19 protein-coding genes and 1 tRNA gene are annotated in these 18,050 nt (G+C 60.1%); 13 read left to right on the top strand and 7 right to left on the bottom strand.

Annotated features, from left to right (window positions below):
* Positions 1 to 140: 140 nt before the first annotated feature.
* A complete protein-coding gene (locus tag HGP17_RS18660; protein ID WP_168811682.1) occupies positions 141 to 356 on the top strand; it encodes a hypothetical protein in 216 nt (71 codons plus the stop codon).
* 130 nt (positions 357 to 486) lie between these two features.
* On the opposite strand, the gene HGP17_RS18665 is transcribed toward HGP17_RS18660, so the two are convergent.
* Positions 487 to 786 carry a putative quinol monooxygenase gene (locus HGP17_RS18665; protein ID WP_068397432.1) on the bottom strand — a complete coding sequence of 100 codons (300 nt, stop codon included), beginning with the start codon at positions 784 to 786 and terminating at the stop codon, positions 487 to 489.
* 209 nt (positions 787 to 995) lie between these two features.
* On the opposite strand from HGP17_RS18665, the gene HGP17_RS18670 reads away from it, so the two are divergent.
* A complete protein-coding gene (locus tag HGP17_RS18670; RefSeq protein ID WP_168811684.1) occupies positions 996 to 1,367 on the top strand; it encodes a TM2 domain-containing protein in 372 nt (123 codons plus the stop codon).
* A 110-nt stretch (positions 1,368 to 1,477) separates the two neighbouring features.
* Here HGP17_RS18670 and HGP17_RS18675 read toward each other — a convergent pair whose 3' ends face one another.
* From HGP17_RS18675 to HGP17_RS18690, 4 genes are all read right to left on the bottom strand, one after another.
* Positions 1,478 to 1,729 carry a DUF982 domain-containing protein gene (locus HGP17_RS18675; RefSeq protein ID WP_168811686.1) on the bottom strand — a complete coding sequence of 84 codons (252 nt, stop codon included), beginning with the start codon at positions 1,727 to 1,729 and terminating at the stop codon, positions 1,478 to 1,480.
* A 71-nt stretch (positions 1,730 to 1,800) separates the two neighbouring features.
* Entirely contained in the window at positions 1,801 to 2,049 is a 249-nt protein-coding gene (locus HGP17_RS18680) for a DUF982 domain-containing protein (protein WP_168811688.1), read from the bottom strand.
* A 163-nt stretch (positions 2,050 to 2,212) separates the two neighbouring features.
* Positions 2,213 to 2,288: transfer RNA gene (locus HGP17_RS18685), tRNA-Thr, on the bottom strand.
* Between the two features lie 136 nt (positions 2,289 to 2,424).
* Positions 2,425 to 3,384, bottom strand: a complete 960-nt coding sequence (locus HGP17_RS18690) for a nitronate monooxygenase family protein (protein ID WP_168811690.1) — start codon at positions 3,382 to 3,384, stop codon at positions 2,425 to 2,427.
* Positions 3,385 to 3,697: 313 nt separating this feature from the next.
* Between HGP17_RS18690 and HGP17_RS18695 the strand changes: the two genes are divergently transcribed.
* Entirely contained in the window at positions 3,698 to 4,969 is a 1,272-nt protein-coding gene (locus tag HGP17_RS18695; RefSeq protein WP_168811692.1) for a hypothetical protein, read from the top strand.
* A gap of 17 nt (positions 4,970 to 4,986) precedes the next feature.
* Here HGP17_RS18695 and ppk2 read toward each other — a convergent pair whose 3' ends face one another.
* The gene (ppk2, locus tag HGP17_RS18700; protein ID WP_168811694.1) at positions 4,987 to 5,868 is read right to left on the bottom strand and encodes a polyphosphate kinase 2; all 882 of its coding nucleotides are present in this window, start codon (positions 5,866 to 5,868) and stop codon (positions 4,987 to 4,989) included.
* A 278-nt stretch (positions 5,869 to 6,146) separates the two neighbouring features.
* Here ppk2 and phoR point away from each other — a divergent pair, with 278 nt between their 5' ends.
* The 7 genes from phoR to phoB all read left to right on the top strand — a co-directional run bounded on the left by phoR (position 6,147) and on the right by phoB (position 13,771).
* Entirely contained in the window at positions 6,147 to 7,367 is a 1,221-nt protein-coding gene (gene phoR, locus HGP17_RS18705; RefSeq protein WP_246704153.1) for a phosphate regulon sensor histidine kinase PhoR, read from the top strand.
* Positions 7,368 to 7,551: 184 nt separating this feature from the next.
* A complete protein-coding gene (locus tag HGP17_RS18710; protein WP_168811698.1) occupies positions 7,552 to 8,586 on the top strand; it encodes a substrate-binding domain-containing protein in 1,035 nt (344 codons plus the stop codon).
* Between the two features lie 62 nt (positions 8,587 to 8,648).
* The gene (gene pstC, locus HGP17_RS18715; protein ID WP_168811700.1) at positions 8,649 to 10,130 is read left to right on the top strand and encodes a phosphate ABC transporter permease subunit PstC; all 1,482 of its coding nucleotides are present in this window, start codon (positions 8,649 to 8,651) and stop codon (positions 10,128 to 10,130) included.
* Entirely contained in the window at positions 10,127 to 11,461 is a 1,335-nt protein-coding gene (gene pstA, locus HGP17_RS18720; RefSeq protein WP_168811702.1) for a phosphate ABC transporter permease PstA, read from the top strand. Before pstC ends, pstA begins: the two co-directional genes overlap by 4 nt.
* A gap of 14 nt (positions 11,462 to 11,475) precedes the next feature.
* Complete coding sequence (gene pstB / locus HGP17_RS18725; protein ID WP_168811705.1) at positions 11,476 to 12,291, top strand: phosphate ABC transporter ATP-binding protein PstB; 816 nt, start codon at positions 11,476 to 11,478, stop codon at positions 12,289 to 12,291.
* A gap of 51 nt (positions 12,292 to 12,342) precedes the next feature.
* The gene (gene phoU, locus HGP17_RS18730; protein WP_015338719.1) at positions 12,343 to 13,056 is read left to right on the top strand and encodes a phosphate signaling complex protein PhoU; all 714 of its coding nucleotides are present in this window, start codon (positions 12,343 to 12,345) and stop codon (positions 13,054 to 13,056) included.
* A gap of 31 nt (positions 13,057 to 13,087) precedes the next feature.
* On the top strand, positions 13,088 to 13,771 hold the full coding sequence (gene phoB / locus HGP17_RS18735) for a phosphate regulon transcriptional regulator PhoB (RefSeq protein ID WP_004128368.1): 684 nt from the start codon (positions 13,088 to 13,090) through the stop codon (positions 13,769 to 13,771).
* A 93-nt stretch (positions 13,772 to 13,864) separates the two neighbouring features.
* On the opposite strand, the gene HGP17_RS18740 is transcribed toward phoB, so the two are convergent.
* Positions 13,865 to 14,392, bottom strand: a complete 528-nt coding sequence (locus HGP17_RS18740; protein WP_168811707.1) for a GcrA family cell cycle regulator — start codon at positions 14,390 to 14,392, stop codon at positions 13,865 to 13,867.
* A gap of 425 nt (positions 14,393 to 14,817) precedes the next feature.
* On the opposite strand from HGP17_RS18740, the gene HGP17_RS18745 reads away from it, so the two are divergent.
* From HGP17_RS18745 to HGP17_RS18755, 3 genes are all read left to right on the top strand, one after another.
* The gene (locus tag HGP17_RS18745; protein ID WP_168811709.1) at positions 14,818 to 16,017 is read left to right on the top strand and encodes an aspartate aminotransferase family protein; all 1,200 of its coding nucleotides are present in this window, start codon (positions 14,818 to 14,820) and stop codon (positions 16,015 to 16,017) included.
* Between the two features lie 73 nt (positions 16,018 to 16,090).
* On the top strand, positions 16,091 to 17,008 hold the full coding sequence (gene argF / locus HGP17_RS18750; protein WP_168811711.1) for an ornithine carbamoyltransferase: 918 nt from the start codon (positions 16,091 to 16,093) through the stop codon (positions 17,006 to 17,008).
* 47 nt (positions 17,009 to 17,055) lie between these two features.
* Positions 17,056 to 18,045 carry an Hsp33 family molecular chaperone gene (locus HGP17_RS18755; protein WP_168811713.1) on the top strand — a complete coding sequence of 330 codons (990 nt, stop codon included), beginning with the start codon at positions 17,056 to 17,058 and terminating at the stop codon, positions 18,043 to 18,045.
* Positions 18,046 to 18,050 lie beyond the last annotated feature (5 nt).

Raw genomic sequence — 18,050 nt, forward strand, 5'->3', positions numbered from 1 at the left:
CGTCGTTTACCTCATCGAGATCCGCGATATGGCGGTCAGGTGGAACCAAAACGCCATATCTGCGTTTAAGCCACGCTAGGTTAGTCCGGACGCACGTATGCTAACCCCAGGATATCGTCCGGAACCCAAGGAGATTGTACATGAAAATTCTTGCAACGGCGCTTGTTGCGCTTGGTGTTGTCGCTCTTCCCGCGACCTATGCTGAAGCGCGCGATTATCATCATCGGTGGCATCACCATCGGCCTGTCATCGTTGAGCATCACCGCCACCATGGCTGGGATCGTCATCACGGCTGGCACCACGACCATCGTTGGGATCGGCATCACCACAGCCGGCCGCATTTCTCGCATAGCTGAAAATAATGACCGCAGACAGAAACGGCGCCTCAAGGCGCCGCTTTTTTGTCGTCAGATGTAGTTTCAAAGCGCGTCGCGATCTCCCGGAGTCGCTTCCCACGCTTTTGCGTTACCTGCTTCAGCCTCGGCATCAAGCCGGGTTGAGCACATGCACGGCGCGGGCCGCCATCAAATGTTTTACCTTTTCGCCGTAGGCGGCCATGTGGGCTGCGGCAGCGTGTGCCTTCAATGCATCCATCGATGCCCATTTTTCCACGACGACGAACGTGTCGGGGCCGAATGCCGGGTCAGCGCCTTCGACATCGACCACGGCCGTGTATTCGATGCAGCCGTCTTCGGCATGAACGGCCGGCACATTGGCCTGAAATGCCTCGAGCACTTCGGCTCGCTTGCCGGGCAGGGCGGTGAGGATGGCGAGAACGTGGATCATGATCATGTCCCTGAAATAATAGAGTGTGCGGGTGAAAATATCGGATGCCGCTAAACTGCGCGGCCGGCTGCAAGTGATATCACAGAACGCCGATATCCGAAGGCTTGACTTCAAATTCGTTCGGCGCATTCTTCTATCATGACGCGAAATTTTGCGCATCTATCCAGTCAGGCGCGAGGGGTTGCGCCGACATCCATATGAGAAGGAATATGGCGCTTTCCACGCAAGAGCAGATATTGATCGAACAGCAGGTGACGAACGAGGCAAAATCTGTGGGCGCCGCCTACCTGCTTTGGCTTTTCCTTGGCAGCTTTGGCGCGCATCGCTTCTACCTGGGCAAGACGGGCACCGGTGTAGCGCAACTGCTTCTGCTTATTTTCGGATGGTTGACCCTGTTCATCGTCGTCGGCGGTGTCCTGCTGATCGCGCTCAGCATTTGGTGGATCGTCGATGCATTCATGATCCCCGGCATCGTTGCCGAACAGAAGTCGCAGCTGCGTCATAGATTGAGCGAGATTGCGACATGGGTGAACCAGCCTGTTGAGGAACCCAAGCGCACCGTTATTCCGGGTCACGTCTGAGGAATTGTTGCTGCGCTCGTCCGCAGCAAGGCTGTGCTCCAAACAAACGGGGCAGAACCGTTAAGGCCTGCCCCGATCGCAACCGGCACGCAAATGATGCCGCGGCAATGTCACTCGTCAAAAATGTAGACGTCGCCTTCTTTCAACGCTGCAACGAAGGCGTCGCGCGCTTCCTCCGCGTCCATCTTGCCCGCATGCGCCGCGAGCAGCGCTTTTTTGCCGGCATGATAGGCCTGCCCATCCTCAAGGGTCGGCCACTCGTTCAGCATGAATTCGGCCGCACGCTCGGCGTTCGAAATCACCAGCCGGTCTCCGGTCTTTCGCGTTTCGACGATAACGGGCTTGCTCCACCATTGTGCCATGGGCTTTCTCCTTCCTGGCGTCAACGTGTGGATTCCGCGAATGTTCCGTGGTCGCTGCCACGGGGTGGATATCAGGAGAGCAGAGGCACCCCTGCCTCGACCGCCGCCGCCACGAAGGCTGCCCGCGCCTCTTCGGGCGCCCGCATACCACACTGCACGTCGATGCAGACGAGCAGGGCCGAAAGAAAACAATCGCCCTCAGACAGCGGCCAGTTATCCAGAAGCGTCTTCCAGACGTCATCGGCTGTTCTGACGGATCTGACCTCGCCTGCATAGTCATCTATGACGCGCACGGGAGGGAAGGACGGTAAGGTATTCATGGTCGAAGCCTCCGCCAAAGCTAGACACCTTTTCGCCTTTTGACGGCGCGGATGCATTTAACTTTATTAATCCCGCACGGTTGTTGAAAGCGCGCGGATGGCGGTCATGCGATAGCAATGGCCTGCATGTAGCGCAATCTTCTAAAAGATGTCTTTGAGAAAATGGTGCCGCTTACGTGACTCGAACACGTGACCCCATCATTACGAATGATGTGCTCTACCGACTGAGCTAAAGCGGCATTCCAGGGGCGTTCGGTTCGGCCCCGCGATTTGCATGGCGCTGATACAGTCTATGAGACCAGATTTCAAGCGCTCAAATCGCCATTTGGTAAAAAAGCGAAGGGGCTGTGAAAAACAGGCGCGCTTTCACGGTGCTCAAAGCGAAAGGCGAGCCCGTGTCTGGCGGTATTCCGTCTCGAGCCGGTCGACAAGCCGGGCGACGGGTTCGATGGCTTTGACGGCGCCAATGCCCTGGCCGGAACCCCAGATATCCTTCCAGGCCTTGGGGCCTGTCGTCGCGGCCTCGAAGTCCATCTTCGACGGGTCTGCCTCGGGCAGCTTGTCGGGATCCAGTCCGGAGGCAACGATGGAGGATTTGAGGTAGTTGCCGTGAACGCCGGTGAAATAGTTGGAGTAAACGATATCGGCGGCAGTACCTTCGACGATCGCCTGCTTATAGGCATCCGCGGCGCGTGCTTCCTGCGTCGCGATGAAGGGAGAGCCGATATAGGCCATATCCGCGCCGGCCGCCTGGGCGGCCAGAACGGCGCCGCCCGTGGCGATGGCGCCGGCGAGCAGCAGAGGGCCGTCGAACCACTCGCGGATTTCCTGGATAAGGGCAAAGGGCGAAAGCCGACCGGCATGGCCGCCGGCACCGGCTGCGACCGCGATCAGGCCGTCCGCGCCCTTGCGGATTGCCGAATTGGCGTGGCGATTGTTGATGATGTCGTGGAGCACGATCCCGCCGTAGGAATGGACGGCAGCATTCACTTCGGGCACCGCGCCAAGCGAAGAAATGACGATCGGCACTTTGTATTTGACGCAGAGCATCAGATCATGCTCCAGGCGCTTGTTCGATGTGTGGACAATCTGGTTGACGGCGAATGGAGCGGCCGGTCGTTCGGGATTTGCGGCATTGTGCGCGGCCAGGTCTTCGGTGATCATGGCAAGCCATTCGTCCAGCTGACTTTCCGGCCGCGCATTGAGCGCGGGAAAGGAGCCGACAACGCCGGCCTTGCATTGTGCCAGCGTCAAGGCAGGATGAGAGATGATGAAAAGCGGCGAGGCCACGACCGGGAGCCGCAGATGGTCTTTCAGGATCGAGGGGAGGGCCATCAATATCATCCCTTATTGACGTTTACGAAAACGTCAAAGAAATAACAGATGAGGAAAGCGGTGGGAAGGGCTGCCCTATCGAATAGCTTTTAGCTCGGTCCATCCCCGATGATCCCCCTGAAGCGGCCTGCTCACTATCGCAATTGCGTCGTCTTTCGCATTTATCCCCGCTGGAGTGCGCGCCGGTCCCGTCGAAGACTTGCGTATTGTCGGACGGGGCGTTACCGAATCCGGTTAATGAATGCTAAAAGACCGAGTTCGTCTTGCCGGCAGAGTATGCGAGTATGTTGCGAGTGAGAGTAAAGGATCTGATGTGAGCGGATTAGAAACGGCTATCAGAAGCGCGTTGGACCGGTCCGAGCGCGCCAATCCGGAAATCCGGGCTCGCATCTATCAATCTGCACGCCAGGCATTGGAAGCCGGCCTCCGCAAGCAGGACATTACCGACGTCAACATCATTGCCGCCCAGCGTCAACGACTGGAGGCGACCATCCGCGAGATCGAGGCGGAAGAACGAGCGCGTCCGCCCGAGGATGTGCCTGTATCGCCAACGCTTGACGATCTGGATGTCTCGCCCGCCGCGCCAAGGGCAGCGCCAAGCCCGCCACCAAGCCAGCCGGGACAGCGTTCCGAGCCTGTCATGGGTGTGCGCGGCGAAACGCGCGATACGCGCGATACGCTGCCGCCTTCCGGCCGTGCATCCGCTCCGGTCGAGCCGGTATCCGTCGAAGCCGAAGCTCCGCAATCCGATTTCGGCGACATGCGCGCCGCCCCGTCAGACCATTTCGGCGCCGACGGCGATGTGCGGCCGATGGCCGAGGCGCGGCCTTCCGCACGGTCGATGAATTTCAAGCCCGAGCGTGCCGCGGTGCGCCGCAAGCCGCGCAAATTCTTCTCGCGACTGCTTGTGTTCTGCATCCTGCTGGCGTTTCTCGGCGTCGGAGCCTGGTGGATCAAGACGTCGGGTGTGCTGATGCCGGCATCGCAGCGGGATACGAGCGTCCGCAATCCGCCCGCCCATGTCGACTCACAGGATTTCAGCGGCAACAACGGCGATGATGATAATGCCGACGATGACGACAACAGCGGCCCCGTCAATCCGGGCCTGGCAACCATCGATCCGCAGAACAGCTTCTCTTCGGAATGGATAGAGGTATTGAAGCCGACCGACGCCGCCAAGGTGAAGGCTGGCGCGCAGGCGAAAGCCGAAAATGTGTCGGAAAACGAAGGGCCGGCGGTGCGGTTGACGTCTCTCACCAGCGGCACCGATGGGAGCGGTTCCATCGAAGTGCCGGCAAGCGTGCTGCAGCAGATGGCCGGCAAGCCATCGACGATCGCGCTCACCTTGCAGTCGACCTCCGATGCGCCCATGCAGATCACCGTTGAATGCGACTTCGGATCGTTGGGCCGTTGCGGACGCCATCGCTTCACGGCAAGCCGGCAGAAAACGGATGCATTGTTCCAGATCCGCTTCGACGGGTCGACGGCTCCCGCGGGTTCCGGCCGTTTGATCATCAATAGCGATGTCGATGGCAAGGCGCGTGGCATCAATATCTACGCCATCCGCGTGTTGCCCGGGCAATAAGCCCGGGCGCCGCTGCGCTATTTGAGAACGGCCGGGCCGACGCTGAGGATCTTGTCGTCGATTTCGCCGATGGCCTTCTTGTCCTTGCCGTCATAGTCGAGCGTCGGCAGGATGTGGCGCATCAGGTTCAGCCGTGCCCGCCGCTTGTCGTTGGCGCGGATCACGGTCCAGGGCGCATAGTCCGTATGCGTATCCTTGAGCATGCGATCGCGTTTTTCGCTGTATTCCTTCCATTTCGGCAGCGCGGCAATATCCATGGACGAAAGTTTCCAGACGGCGCGCGGATCGTGGCGCCGGTCGTGGAAGCGCTTCAGCTGCATCTCCCGGCCGATGTCGAGATAGAATTTGAAAAACAGGATCCCGTCCTGGACGATCAGCTTCTCCATCTGCGGTGCCTGCTTCAGGAACTGCTCGTACTGTTTCGGCGTGCAGAAGCCCATGATCGGTTCTACGCCGGCGCGGTTGTACCAGGAGCGGTCGAACAGCACGAATTCGCCGGCCGTTGGAAACTGGGCGACATAGCGCTGGAAATACCATTGCCCCGCCTCACGGTCGGTCGGCTTGGTCAGCGCGACCACCCGCGCCAGGCGAGGGTTCATATGCGCTGATGTAGCGGCAATCGAGCCGCCCTTGCCCGCGGCATCCCGCCCTTCAAACAGGGCCATCACCCGCTTGCCCGTGGACTGAAGCCAGAACTGCACCTTGATGAGCTCGATCTGCAGTTTCTTCAGCTCGTCGAGATAATCGTCTTCCTTGAGCTTTTTCTTGTAGGGATATCCGCCTGACGTCAGCGCTTCCTCGTCGATCCACTCGGGTAGGTTGGGGTCGTCGACGTCGAATGCCTGCTTTGTTCCATGAATATCCAGCTCCACGATGCGGCTTTGCGCTTCTTCCCCCATAGGCCAGGCTCCTCGGCTGTTGATGGTCTGTTAACCCTGCCGCTTGGATGCGACAAAAAAAGCTTTCCGAGCAAACTGGGGCTTTTATTCAATGGTTTCAACCCCTTTGCCAACTTCCCCTTTTGCCGGCTACATTTATTATCGTCAGTTGCCGCCTTCTGTGGATAGAGCCGAATACTTCTGTCATGAATCCCGGCTAATACGCGGAATCCAGCATTCCATGACGGCAGGCGAAGGGACGGGCGCAATTGGAAGACGAATGGTCATTTGTCAGGAAGTTGGCGGTGAGATTGCGGCAGGAGATCGCCATCCTGATTTTAGCGACGTTGATCGCTGCACTTGCGCTGATCGAGGGCATCAACACCGGAGCCGTCTTCTGGATCTGGGTGATCGTCATGGTCGTGGCCCTCATCCGACCACCCCTCGTGGAGCGCGTCGTCGTTCCGTCGACCGCCGAGCCGGCGCCAGCCAGTCCTGAAATTTTGCTGCGCACGGTCTTTGCAGGACTGGCCGCGCTGGACATGCCGGCGCTGATCATCGACCGCGAGGCCTCCGTTCTCGTGCAGAACACCGCCGTCGAGAAGGCTTTCGGCGCCTTTCCGATCGGCTCGCATATTTCCTCGAAGCTGCGCTCTCCGGGCCTGCTCGACATGGTGCGCGAGACGATCGCCACCAATGCGCCGAACCAGATAGAACATTCGGAGCGCCTGCCTTCGGAGCGCGTTTACATCGTCCGAATTGCGCCGATCGATCTGCCGCAGCTGGATACCCACGCCTTCTTCCTGCTGTCGTTCCGCGACATATCGGAGCTGCATCACATCGACCGCATGCGCTCCGATTTCGTTGCCAATGCCAGCCACGAGCTGCGAACGCCACTTGCGTCGCTCAGAGGTTTCATCGAAACCATCCAGGGTCCTGCGAAGGCCGATCCGAAAGCGCAGCAGCGCTTTCTCGGCATCATGTTCGATCAGACGACGCGCATGAGCCGGCTGGTGGACGATCTCCTGTCGCTCTCAAGGCTGGAGTTGAAATCGCATATCGCCCCGGACCAGAAGGTCGATCTCGTGCCGTTACTCGGGCATGTGAGGGATTCGCTGCTGCCGCTTGCCAGCGATCTGGACGTGGTCATCAATCTCCATCTTCCGGCCGGCAAGGTGGAGGTGCTGGGCGATCGTGACGAGCTCGTGCAGGTGTTCGAGAACCTGATCGAGAATGCTTGCAAATACGGTCAGGAAGGCAAAGCGGTCGAGGTTTCGCTGCTCAACGAGCCTGGCCAGCCGGTCGCCGTCGTCGTGTCCGATAAGGGGCCGGGAATTCCCGCAGAGCATGTGCCGCGCCTCACCGAGCGCTTCTATCGCGTTAACGTTGAGGACAGCCGCTCCAAGAAAGGCACCGGTCTGGGGCTTGCCATCGTCAAGCACATCCTGACCCGGCATCGCGCCAGACTGATCGTCAAGTCCGAGGTTGGCAAGGGAACGGACTTTACGGTCCGTTTCTGAAACTCTGTGAACGGTCGATTTTTCGTTTAAATTATTCAAGCGATTTCAAAAGGATAAAGTGTCATAATTGTTTCACTCGCCTGACATAAAAGGGCGGTGCTTTGGCCGCTAAGAGTGAGGCGCTGAAAGATGCGGATGCGGCGTCCGCAACAGCGCTCTTCAAGGCTTGTCAGGGGGATTCAGTATGAATGCTTTGAAATTGTCCGTACTTGCGCTGGTTGCATCGGCTGCATTCGCTGGTGCCGCCTCGGCGCGCGATCAGATTCAGATCGCAGGCTCGTCGACTGTATTCCCGTATGCCAAGATCGTTGCCGAAAGCTTCGGCGAGACCTTTACCAATTTCAAGACGCCGGTGGTCGAGTCCGGCGGTTCCGGTGCCGGGCTCAAGGAATTCTGCAAGGGCGTCGGCACCGATACCATCGATATCGCCAACTCCTCGCGGCCGATCAAGGACAGTGAAGTCCAGGCCTGCAAAGCCGCTGGCGTGACCGATATCCAGCAGGTCAAGATCGGCTATGACGGCATCGTTTTCGCCTTTGACAAGAGCAATCCGGACATCAAGTTCGAACCGGTCGATCTCTACAAGGCGCTCGCCGCGGAAGTCGTCGTCAACGGCAAGCTGGTCGCCAACCCCTACAAGACGTGGTCGCAGATCAATCCGTCGCTGCCGGATTTCGAAATTGCCGCCTATATCCCGGGCGAGAAGCACGGCACGCGCGAGGTCTTCGAAGAGAAGGTGCTCGCTGCCGGCTGCAAGGTATCCGGCGCAGCCGATATCATCAGCAAAACTATTTCCGATGCCGCGGAGCAGGCCAAGAAGTGCATTGCCGTGCGCAAGGATGGCGTGGCTGTCGATATCGACGGCGACTATCCGGAGACCCTGGCGCGCATCAATGCCAACAAGCATGGCATCGGCGTGTTCGGTCTCTACTTCTTCCAGAACAATGCCGACAAGCTGAAGGTCGCCACGGTCAGCGGCATCGTGCCGTCTGGCCAGACGATCGCGGATGGAACCTATCCGGTTTCGCGTCCGCTGTTCTTCTACGTAAAGAAGGCGCATCTCGGCGTTATTGCCGGGCTTAAGGAATATGTCGATTTCTTCACGAGCGATCAGATGATCGGTCCCGACAGTCCGCTTGCGGAATATGGCCTTGTGCCGGCGCCAGACGCCGAGCGCGACCAGATCCGCAAGGACTTCGCGGACGGGAAGATCATGTAAGTGCATGCGAATTGTGTGCCGGTGCGGGTGTTGCCCGCTCCGGCGCTCGCCGGGGAATGTGAATGAGCGTATCGCTGCTGCTATTGTGCCTGTCGGTCATCGGCGCCCTTGCCTTCGTGCTCGGGCGTGCGAGGGCGATTGCGCTTTCGGGCGGCCGGTCCTCTTCGATGCATTCCCGGCTTGGCTATCATGGAGCCTATGCAGCGATCTGGGCCGTGTTGCCGCCTCTGGCGCTTGTATGCATCTGGCTTGTCGTCAGCCCGATCGTGATCGATCGTCTCGTGATCAAGTCCTTCCCAGAAGAGGTAAAGAGCCTGCCGCAGGCGGAACTCAATCTCAGCTACGGCATGGTACGCAGCATCGCTCATGGCATGCGCATGCTCAATCGACAGGAACTTGCCGCCGTCGATAGCGGTTCGGCCGATCTCCAGTTGCTTCTGGCGCAGAAGGGTGTGCCGCTGGCGGTTCGCCCAACGGGTTACATGATCGATGCCGCCAATCGGTATGACGGCATGCGCGAATTCAGCCGCACCGTCATGTCCGCGGTGGCGATCCTTCTGTCGCTCCTTTTGTCAGCCTATGGCTTGCGCGCCATTGCTCCCCGGTTTCGCGCACGCAACCGTGTCGAGCAGGTCATCCTCGGCGCTCTCATCGTTGCCTCTTCGATTGCCGTGCTGACGACGATCGGCATCGTCGTATCGATGCTATCGGAAGCGGCGCGCTTCTTCAGCATGGTCCCGGCCAATGAATTCTTCTTCGGCACTGTCTGGGATCCGCGCTTCGCCGGTGCCGGCTCGCAAACGTCGGGAACGTTCGGGCTCATCCCGCTGCTCGCAGGCACGATCTATATCAGCGTCGTCGCCATGCTGTTTGCCGTACCGATCGGATTGTTCGCCGCCATCTACATGGCGGAATATGCTTCGGCCCGCGTGCGTTCGATCGCCAAGCCGATGCTCGAAGTACTGGCCGGCATTCCCACCATCGTCTACGGCTTCTTTGCGCTGGTCACGGTCGGGCCATTCCTCAGGGATATTTCAGCTGATATCGATGGGCTGGTGACAGGAAGTTACAGGAGCTTCATCGAGGCACAGAGCGTGCTGACGGCGGGCTTTGTCATGGGCGTCATGCTCATCCCATATGTTTCATCGTTGTCCGACGATATCATCATGGCCGTGCCGCGCTCGCTGCGCGACGGCTCGCTTGGTCTCGGCGCCACCCGCTCCGAGACGGTGAAGCGCGTGCTGCTGCCGGCAGCGCTGCCGGGCATCGTCGGCGCGCTTTTGATGACGGCCTCAAGGGCTGTCGGTGAAACCATGATCGTGGTTCTGGCCGCCGGTGTCGCTGCCCGTATGCAGCTCGATCCCTTCGAGCCGATGACCACCGTGACCGTCAAGATCGTCAACCAGTTGACCGGCGACCTGGAGTTTACCTCGCCGCAGACGCTTGTCGCCTTCGCGCTCGGCATCACGCTGTTCTGCCTGACGTTCGCGCTGAACGTCTATGCGCTCTACATCGTCCGCCGTTACCGGGAGCAATACGAATGAGCGACATCGTATCCTCTCCGCACTCCAATATTCCGCATGAGCTGACGTCCGGCACCTCGCTGCGTCGGGATATCGGCATCAAGCGTCGCTATGCTGCCGAGCGTCGCTTCCGCGCCTTCGGTTTCGCTGCCGTCATTTTCGGTCTCGTCTTTCTGCTCATTCTGGTGTCGACCGTCGTCCGCAATGGCTATACCGCCTTCGTGCAGACCTCGATCACCCTGCCCATCGAATTCAGCGAGGCGGTCATCGACCCCGCCAACAAGCGATCCAGCGATCCAAAGGTATTGATCGCAGCGAATTATCCGATCCTCATCCGCAATGCGCTGGCAAAGGCCCTTGGTATCGATCCTTCCGATCGCATGCTGATGCGCCAGGCGATGGCCATGGTGTCGGACGGCGCCAGGATCACGCTGCGCGACAAGGTCGTGGCGAACCCGTCGATCGTCGGAACTACGCAGAACGTCACGATGCTGGCAAATGCCAACATCGATTCCGCCAACAAGGGTCAGATCGATCTCAGCGGCGAAGAGAAAGATCGCAAGGTGTCCGATCGCCAGCTGGCCTGGATGCAGCAGCTCACAGCGGCCGGCGCCCTGCACAAGGTCTTTAACAGCGGCCTCTTCCTGTCAGGCAATTCTAGCCGGCCGGAAGCTGCAGGTCTTGGCGTGGCGCTGATCGGCTCGCTCTATCTGATGCTGACCGTACTCGCGCTTGCGCTACCTGTCGGCGTGGCGGCCTCGATTTATCTCGAGGAGTTCGCGCCGAGAAACCGGCTGACGGATCTGATCGAAGTCAACATCAACAATCTGGCGGCGGTCCCCTCCATCGTCTATGGCCTGCTGGGTCTGTCGGTCTTCATCAACATGATGGGGTTGCCGCGTTCGGCGTCTTTGGTCGGCGGGCTGGTGCTGAGCCTCATGACGCTGCCGATGATCATCATCGCGACGCGGTCCGCGCTGCGCGCCGTGCCGCCCTCGATCCGCAGCGCGGCGCTCGGGCTTGGCGCCTCGCGCATGCAGATGGTGTTCCATCACGTTTTGCCGCTCGCCATGCCCGGCATCTTGACCGGCACGATCCTTGGGCTTGCCCATGCGCTCGGCGAAACGGCGCCGTTGCTTCTGATCGGCATGGTCGCCTTTGTTGCCAACTATCCGACATCGCCTCTCGATCCTTCGACGGCGCTGCCGGTGCAGATCTACATGTGGGCGAGCGAGGCCGAACGTGCTTTCGTCGAAAGAACGTCCGGCGCCATCATCGTCCTGCTCTTCTTCCTTGTCGCAATGAACATCGGCGCAATTCTGCTGCGTCGCCGCTTCGAACGGCGCTGGTAGGGGAGGGCTGGACCATGAACATGATGACGGAAGCCGCAAGCGAAAGAGCATTGGCCAGGAAGATGACGACGATCCCCTACAAGATGATCGGCCAGGACGTTTCGGTTTTCTACGGCGACAAGCGCGCGCTCTTCGACGTCAATCTGAAGATCCGCGCCAATACGGTGACGGCGCTGATCGGGCCTTCGGGCTGCGGCAAGTCCACTTTCCTGCGTTGCCTCAACCGCATGAACGACACGATCGAGACATGCCGCGTCACCGGCAAGATCACGCTCGACGACCAGGATGTCTACGACAACAGCATCGACGTTGTGGAGCTGCGCGCGCGCGTCGGCATGGTCTTTCAAAAGCCGAACCCGTTCCCGAAGTCGATCTTCGAGAATGTGGCTTACGGTCCGCGCATTCATGGCCTGCATCGCTCGAAGGCCGATCTCGAGCATATCGTCGAAACCAGCCTGCAGAAGGCCGGTCTGTGGGGCGAAGTGAAAGATCGGCTTCACGACGCCGGCACCAGCCTTTCGGGTGGTCAGCAGCAGCGCCTTTGCATCGCGCGGGCCGTTGCCGTCAGCCCGGAAGTCATCCTGATGGACGAACCGTGCTCAGCGCTCGATCCGATTGCAACAGCAAAGGTCGAAGACCTTATTCATGAGCTGCGGGAGAACTTCACGATCGTCATCGTGACGCATTCCATGCAGCAGGCAGCCCGCGTTTCGCAACGCACCGCAATGTTCCATCTCGGCCATCTGGTTGAGGAGAACGACACCGATAAAATGTTCACCAATCCCGACGATTTCCGTACGCAGGATTACATCATGGGCCGTTTTGGTTGATGATATCAGGCGCGCGGCACCTTTCACACAGTTCACCTTGAGGATAGAAAAATGGTCTCCACCCACATTCTCTCTGCTTATGACGAAGACCTGAAGTTCCTGACGCGCCGTATCGCCGAAATGGGCGGCCTGGCCGAGCAGATGGTAAGCGACAGCGTACGCGCGCTGGTCAATAGCGATGCCGCTCTGGCGCAGAAGGTCATCTCGGATGACGTCGTTCTCGACCATGCCGAACGCGAAGTCGGCGACAAGGCGATCGTCACCATCGCTCGTCGTCAGCCGATGGCGGCCGATCTCCGCGAAATCATGGGCTCGATCCGCATCGCTTCCGATCTGGAGCGCGTCGGCGACCTCGGCAAGAACACCGCAAAGCGCGTCATCGCCGTTCAGGGCACCGGCGTGCCGCGTCGTCTCGCTCGTGGCATCGAGCACCTTTCCGAACTGGCGCTGAGCCAGCTGAAGGAAGTTCTGGACGTCTACGCTACCCGCTCGCCGGACAAGGCCGTGTCGATCCGCGAACGCGACGAAGAAATCGACGCAATGTACACCTCGCTCTTCCGCGAGATGCTCACCTACATGATGGAAGATCCGCGCAACATCACCACCTGCACGCATCTTCTCTTCTGCGCCAAGAACATCGAGCGCATCGGCGACCATGCCACCAACATCGCCGAGACGATCTATTACATGGCGACCGGTGCTCAGCCGGAAGGCGAGCGCCCGAAGGACGATACCGCCAACACCGTCGGCGCAGTGACGGAATAATCTTGAAGCGAAGAAAGGAGACCATAGGCGCATGGTTCCGAGAGTTGCTGTTGTAGAAGACGAGGAAGCGCTCAGCGTTCTGCTGCGCTACAATCTCGAGGCCGAAGGCTTCGAGGTCGACACGATCCTCAGGGGCGATGAGGCCGAGTTGCGTCTCCAGGAGCGCATCCCAGATCTCCTGATCCTCGACTGGATGCTCCCCGGCGTGTCCGGCATCGAGCTCTGCCGCCGGCTGCGTATGCGGCCGGAGACGGAGCGCCTGCCGATCATCATGCTGACGGCCCGAGGCGAGGAAAGCGAGCGCGTGCGCGGCCTTTCCACCGGCGCGGACGACTATGTCGTCAAGCCGTTCTCGACGCCCGAGCTGATGGCTCGCGTCAAGGCGATGCTGCGGCGTGCCCGCCCGGAGGTTCTCTCCACGGTGCTGCGTTGCGGCGATATCGAGCTGGACCGCGAAACGCATCGCGTCCATCGCAAGAGCCGCGAAGTGCGGTTGGGACCGACGGAATTCCGCCTGCTGGAATTCCTCATGTCCTCGCCGGGCCGCGTTTTCTCGCGTTCGCAGCTGCTGGACGGCGTATGGGGGCACGATATCTATGTCGACGAACGCACCGTCGACGTCCATGTCGGCCGTCTGCGCAAGGCGCTGAACTTCTCCAATATGCAGGATGTCATCCGCACCGTTCGCGGCGCGGGCTACTCCATGGAAGCCTGAGCGGCAAGCCCGCTCCGGCACCAATATAGCGGCGGAAAAAGAAAACGGGCCCGAAAGGGCCCGTTTCTCTTGTCTGCTTAAAGAGGCAGAGGCTTAGCCGTTGTTCCGGCGGCGCTCGTTCACAGGCTGGTAAGCCATGCGCTGATGATAGGTGCAGTAGGGCGACGAATCCGGGCTGTCGTTGCCGCAGAAATGGAAATCGTCCTTCAGCGGGTCGCCCACCGGCCACTTGCAGGTGCGCTCCGTCAGCTCCGTCAGGCCGAGGCGGCGCGAGATCGGAACGACGACGTTCGACGACGGGCGATATTGGATTTCGTTGACGGAATCGACCTCGATCTCTTCCTTCAGCATGGTTGCGCCCTGCTGGCGGGTAACCACCGTGCGGGTCGCAACGCGAGAACCGTAGTTTGTCGGGCGAGGAGACGCGGCGCTGCGCTTCGGCGTGCGCGCTGCAGTTGCCGTGCCGCCGGCCTTCGCTCGGCCGGGAAGGTTCAGGCGATGCACCTTGCCGATGACGGCATTACGGCTGACGCCACCAAGCTGCGCCGCGATCTGGCTGGCGCTCAAACCTTCGGACCATAGCTTTTTCAGCTTCTCGACGCGTTCGTCTGTCCAATTCATGCCCTGTCTCCGCTGTCGCGTTTCGGATGGCAGAATCCCTCACCATCGCCTCGCATGGGATCGAGGCTTGAAACGCTTTAAAATTGTGGTGACTAGTTCCGCCGCATGCAGTCTAGCAATTGCTTTTTAACCTAGTGTGAGGCTGACTCCGTGACAAGAGTCGCGAGAATCTTGAGGAATCGATTTCTAGGTTTTCCCCAACTTGCTGCCCGGGCGTGGCATTTCTGCAATAGGCCGCCGTGAACCCGTCTCTTTTGCCCGCAAGCGCTTTCTCGCACCTGCTAAGACGCCAGTTTTGTTGACATCGCGGTGCAAAACATCAATAGTGCCCGGGCCGCCGAAAGGCGGCATTTTTGATTTTTTCGGACCCGTTTCATCAAGCGGAAGCGATTGGTCCTTAAAGTTGTGATCGAGGAGACATGGCCATGGCCGAGACCGCGCCGCTTTATGACACCTATATGCGTGCTCCGCTGCGGTTCGAGCGAGGTGAAGGCGTCTGGCTGGTGACCGAAAGCGGCGAGCGTTATCTTGATTTCGCGGCTGGCGTTGCGGTCAATTCGCTCGGTCATGCGCATCCACATCTGGTTGCAGAGTTGAAGGCACAGGCCGACAAGGTCTGGCACCTTTCCAACCTCTACGAAGTCCCGGGTCAGGAAAAGCTCTCCAAGCGCCTGACGGACGTGACGTTCGCGGACAAGGTGTTCTTCACCAACTCGGGCGCCGAGGCTCTGGAATGCGCCATCAAGACGGCGCGGCGCTATCACTTCTCCAAGGGCCATCCCGAGAAGTTCCACATCATCACCTTCGAAGGCGCCTTCCACGGTCGTACGATCGCGACGATCGCCGCGGGCGGTCAGGAAAAGTACGTCGAAGGCTTCGGCCCGAAGGCCGCCGGTTTCGACCAGGTGACGTTCGGCGATCTCGATGCGGTTCGTGCCGCAATCACCGATGCGACGGCTGCGATCCTCATCGAGCCTGTGCAGGGCGAGGGCGGTATCCGCCCGGCCACAAACGAATTCCTGCGCGGCCTGCGCCAGATTTGCGACGAGCATGGCCTGCTGCTGATCCTCGACGAAGTTCAAAGCGGCGTCGGCCGTACCGGCAAGCTTTTTGCTCATGAATGGGCCGGCATCACCCCCGATATCATGGCCGTCGCCAAGGGTATCGGCGGCGGCTTCCCGCTCGGTGCATGCCTTGCAACGGCGGAAGCCGCTTCCGGGATGAAGGCGGGCACGCACGGTTCCACCTACGGCGGCAATCCGCTGGCCATGGCAGTCGGCAACGCCGTTCTCGATGTCATCCTTGCCGATGGCTTCCTGCAACACGTTCGCGATATCGCCCTCGTCTTCCGTCAGGGTCTCGCGTCGCTCAAGGATCGCTTTCCCGATATCATCGAGGACGTTCGCGGCGAGGGCCTGATGCTCGGCATCAAGGCTGCCATTCCGCAGGCAGACCTGTTGCAGGCGATCCGCGCCGAGCACCTGCTTGGCGTGCCGGCCGGCGACAATGTCATCCGACTGTTGCCGCCGCTGGTGGTCACTGCCGAAGAGGCACGCGAAGGCATCGCACGCATCGAGCGTGCCGCCGAGCGCGCGCGCGCAGCTCGCACCAAAAAATCGGCTTGAACTCAACGCCCGCTGTCGGGGCGTTCCTGCCCCACGCGGGCGTTATTGTTTTTTCTGGAGTACAGGTAAGGACATGGCTTCTCCGAAACACTTTCTCGATCTCTCGGCCGTCGCGACTGCCGATCTGCGCAGCATCATCGATGATGCGATCGTGCGAAAGACCGCGCAGAAGGCCGGCACGGCCGACAAGCCGCTTGCCGGCAAGATGCTGGCGATGATCTTCGAGAAGCCGTCCACCCGTACCCGCGTTTCCTTCGATGTCGGAATGCGCCAGCTCGGCGGCGAAACGCTGTTCCTCTCCGGCACCGAAATGCAGCTTGGCCGCGCCGAGACGATCGGCGATACGGCCAAGGTGCTCTCGCGCTATGTCGATGCGATCATGATCCGCACGACGGATCATTCCCGCCTGCTGGAACTGGCAGAGCATGCGACGGTTCCGGTCATCAATGCGCTCACCGACGACACGCATCCTTGCCAGATCATGGCCGATATCATGACCTTCGAAGAACATCGCGGCCCCATCAAGGGCAAGACGATTGCCTGGACGGGCGACGGCAATAACGTGCTCCATTCGTTGATTGAAGGGGCCGCACGTTTCGGCTATCGCATGAACATGGCGGTACCCCTTGGTTCCGAGCCAAAGGATCACTATCTGAACTGGGCCCGCAACGAGGGCGCCGAAATCATGCTCTCGCATGATGCCGACCGTGCGGTCGCCGGCGCCGATTGTGTGGTAACCGATACCTGGGTTTCCATGAATCAGGAACACCGGGCCCGCGGTCACAACGTCTTCCAGCCCTATCAGGTCAACAAGGCTTTGATGGCACAGGCCGGTAACGACGCGTTGTTCATGCACTGCCTGCCCGCTCACCGCGGGGAGGAAGTCACGGACGAAGTGATCGATGGTCCGCAATCCGTTGTTTTCGATGAGGCGGAAAACCGTCTTCATGCGCAAAAGTCGATTCTTGCTTGGTGCCTGGGCGCGATCTGAGGATATGAAGCCGCGTTCAAAGGCGCGGGCGCAGTAGGAGTAAAGCAATGGCCGAAAATGCCGCCACGCTGGGTCAATTCGATTTCGCCGGTGACGATCATGTCGTTCCCTTCCAGGTGGAAGGGTTGGACGTGCGCGGCCGGGCAGTGCAGCTCGGTCCGCTGCTGGATGCCATTCTTGCCCGGCACGATTATCCGACGCCGGTTGCGCGCCTGTTGGCCGAGGCCATTGTGCTGACCGTCCTGCTCGGAACCTCGCTGAAGTTCGAAGGCAAGTTCACGGTACAGACGAAGGGCGACGGTCCCGTTGATCTTCTGGTCGCCGATTTCACCACGCCGGAAAATATCCGCGCCTATGCCCGCTTCGATGAGGACGCACTGGCCAAGGCGGTCGCCGAAGGGCGCACCGAGCCCGAGCAGTTGCTCGGCAAGGGCGTGCTGGCCTTCACCATCGATCAGGGCCGGTTCAGCCAGCCTTATCAGGGCATCGTCGCGCTCGACGGCGCGTCGCTGGAAGAAATCGCTGGCACCTATTTCCGTCAGTCCGAGCAGATCCCGACCCGTGTTCGCCTCGCGGCCGCCGAGCTTTTCGACCGCGATGAAGACGGCAAGCCGCGCCATCGCTGGCGGGCAGGGGGGCTGATCGCGCAGTTTCTGCCGGAGGCTCCCGAGCGCATGCGCCAGCCCGACCTTCACGGCGGCGACGGTGATACCGGCGTCCGCGCAAATGTCGAGGACGATGCCTGGTCAGAGGCACGCAGCCTGGTCGAAACCATCGATGCGGATGAGCTGACCGATCCACAGGTCGGTGCCGAGCGGCTGCTCTACCGGCTGTTTCACGAGCGCGGCGTGCGCGTTTACGAGCCGAAGGCTGTTTTCGACCGCTGTTCCTGCTCGCGCGACAAGCTGAAGGGCGTGTTGAAGGGCTTTACCGCCGAGGAAGTCGAAGCGAGCCAGGAGAATGGCGAAATTGCCGTGACGTGCGAGTTCTGCTCGACGACCTATCGTTTCGAAGTCTCGGAAATAGAGGCGGCCTGACGCGG

Source organism: Rhizobium sp. P38BS-XIX (assembly GCF_012641435.1).
Taxonomy (GTDB): domain Bacteria; phylum Pseudomonadota; class Alphaproteobacteria; order Rhizobiales; family Rhizobiaceae; genus Rhizobium.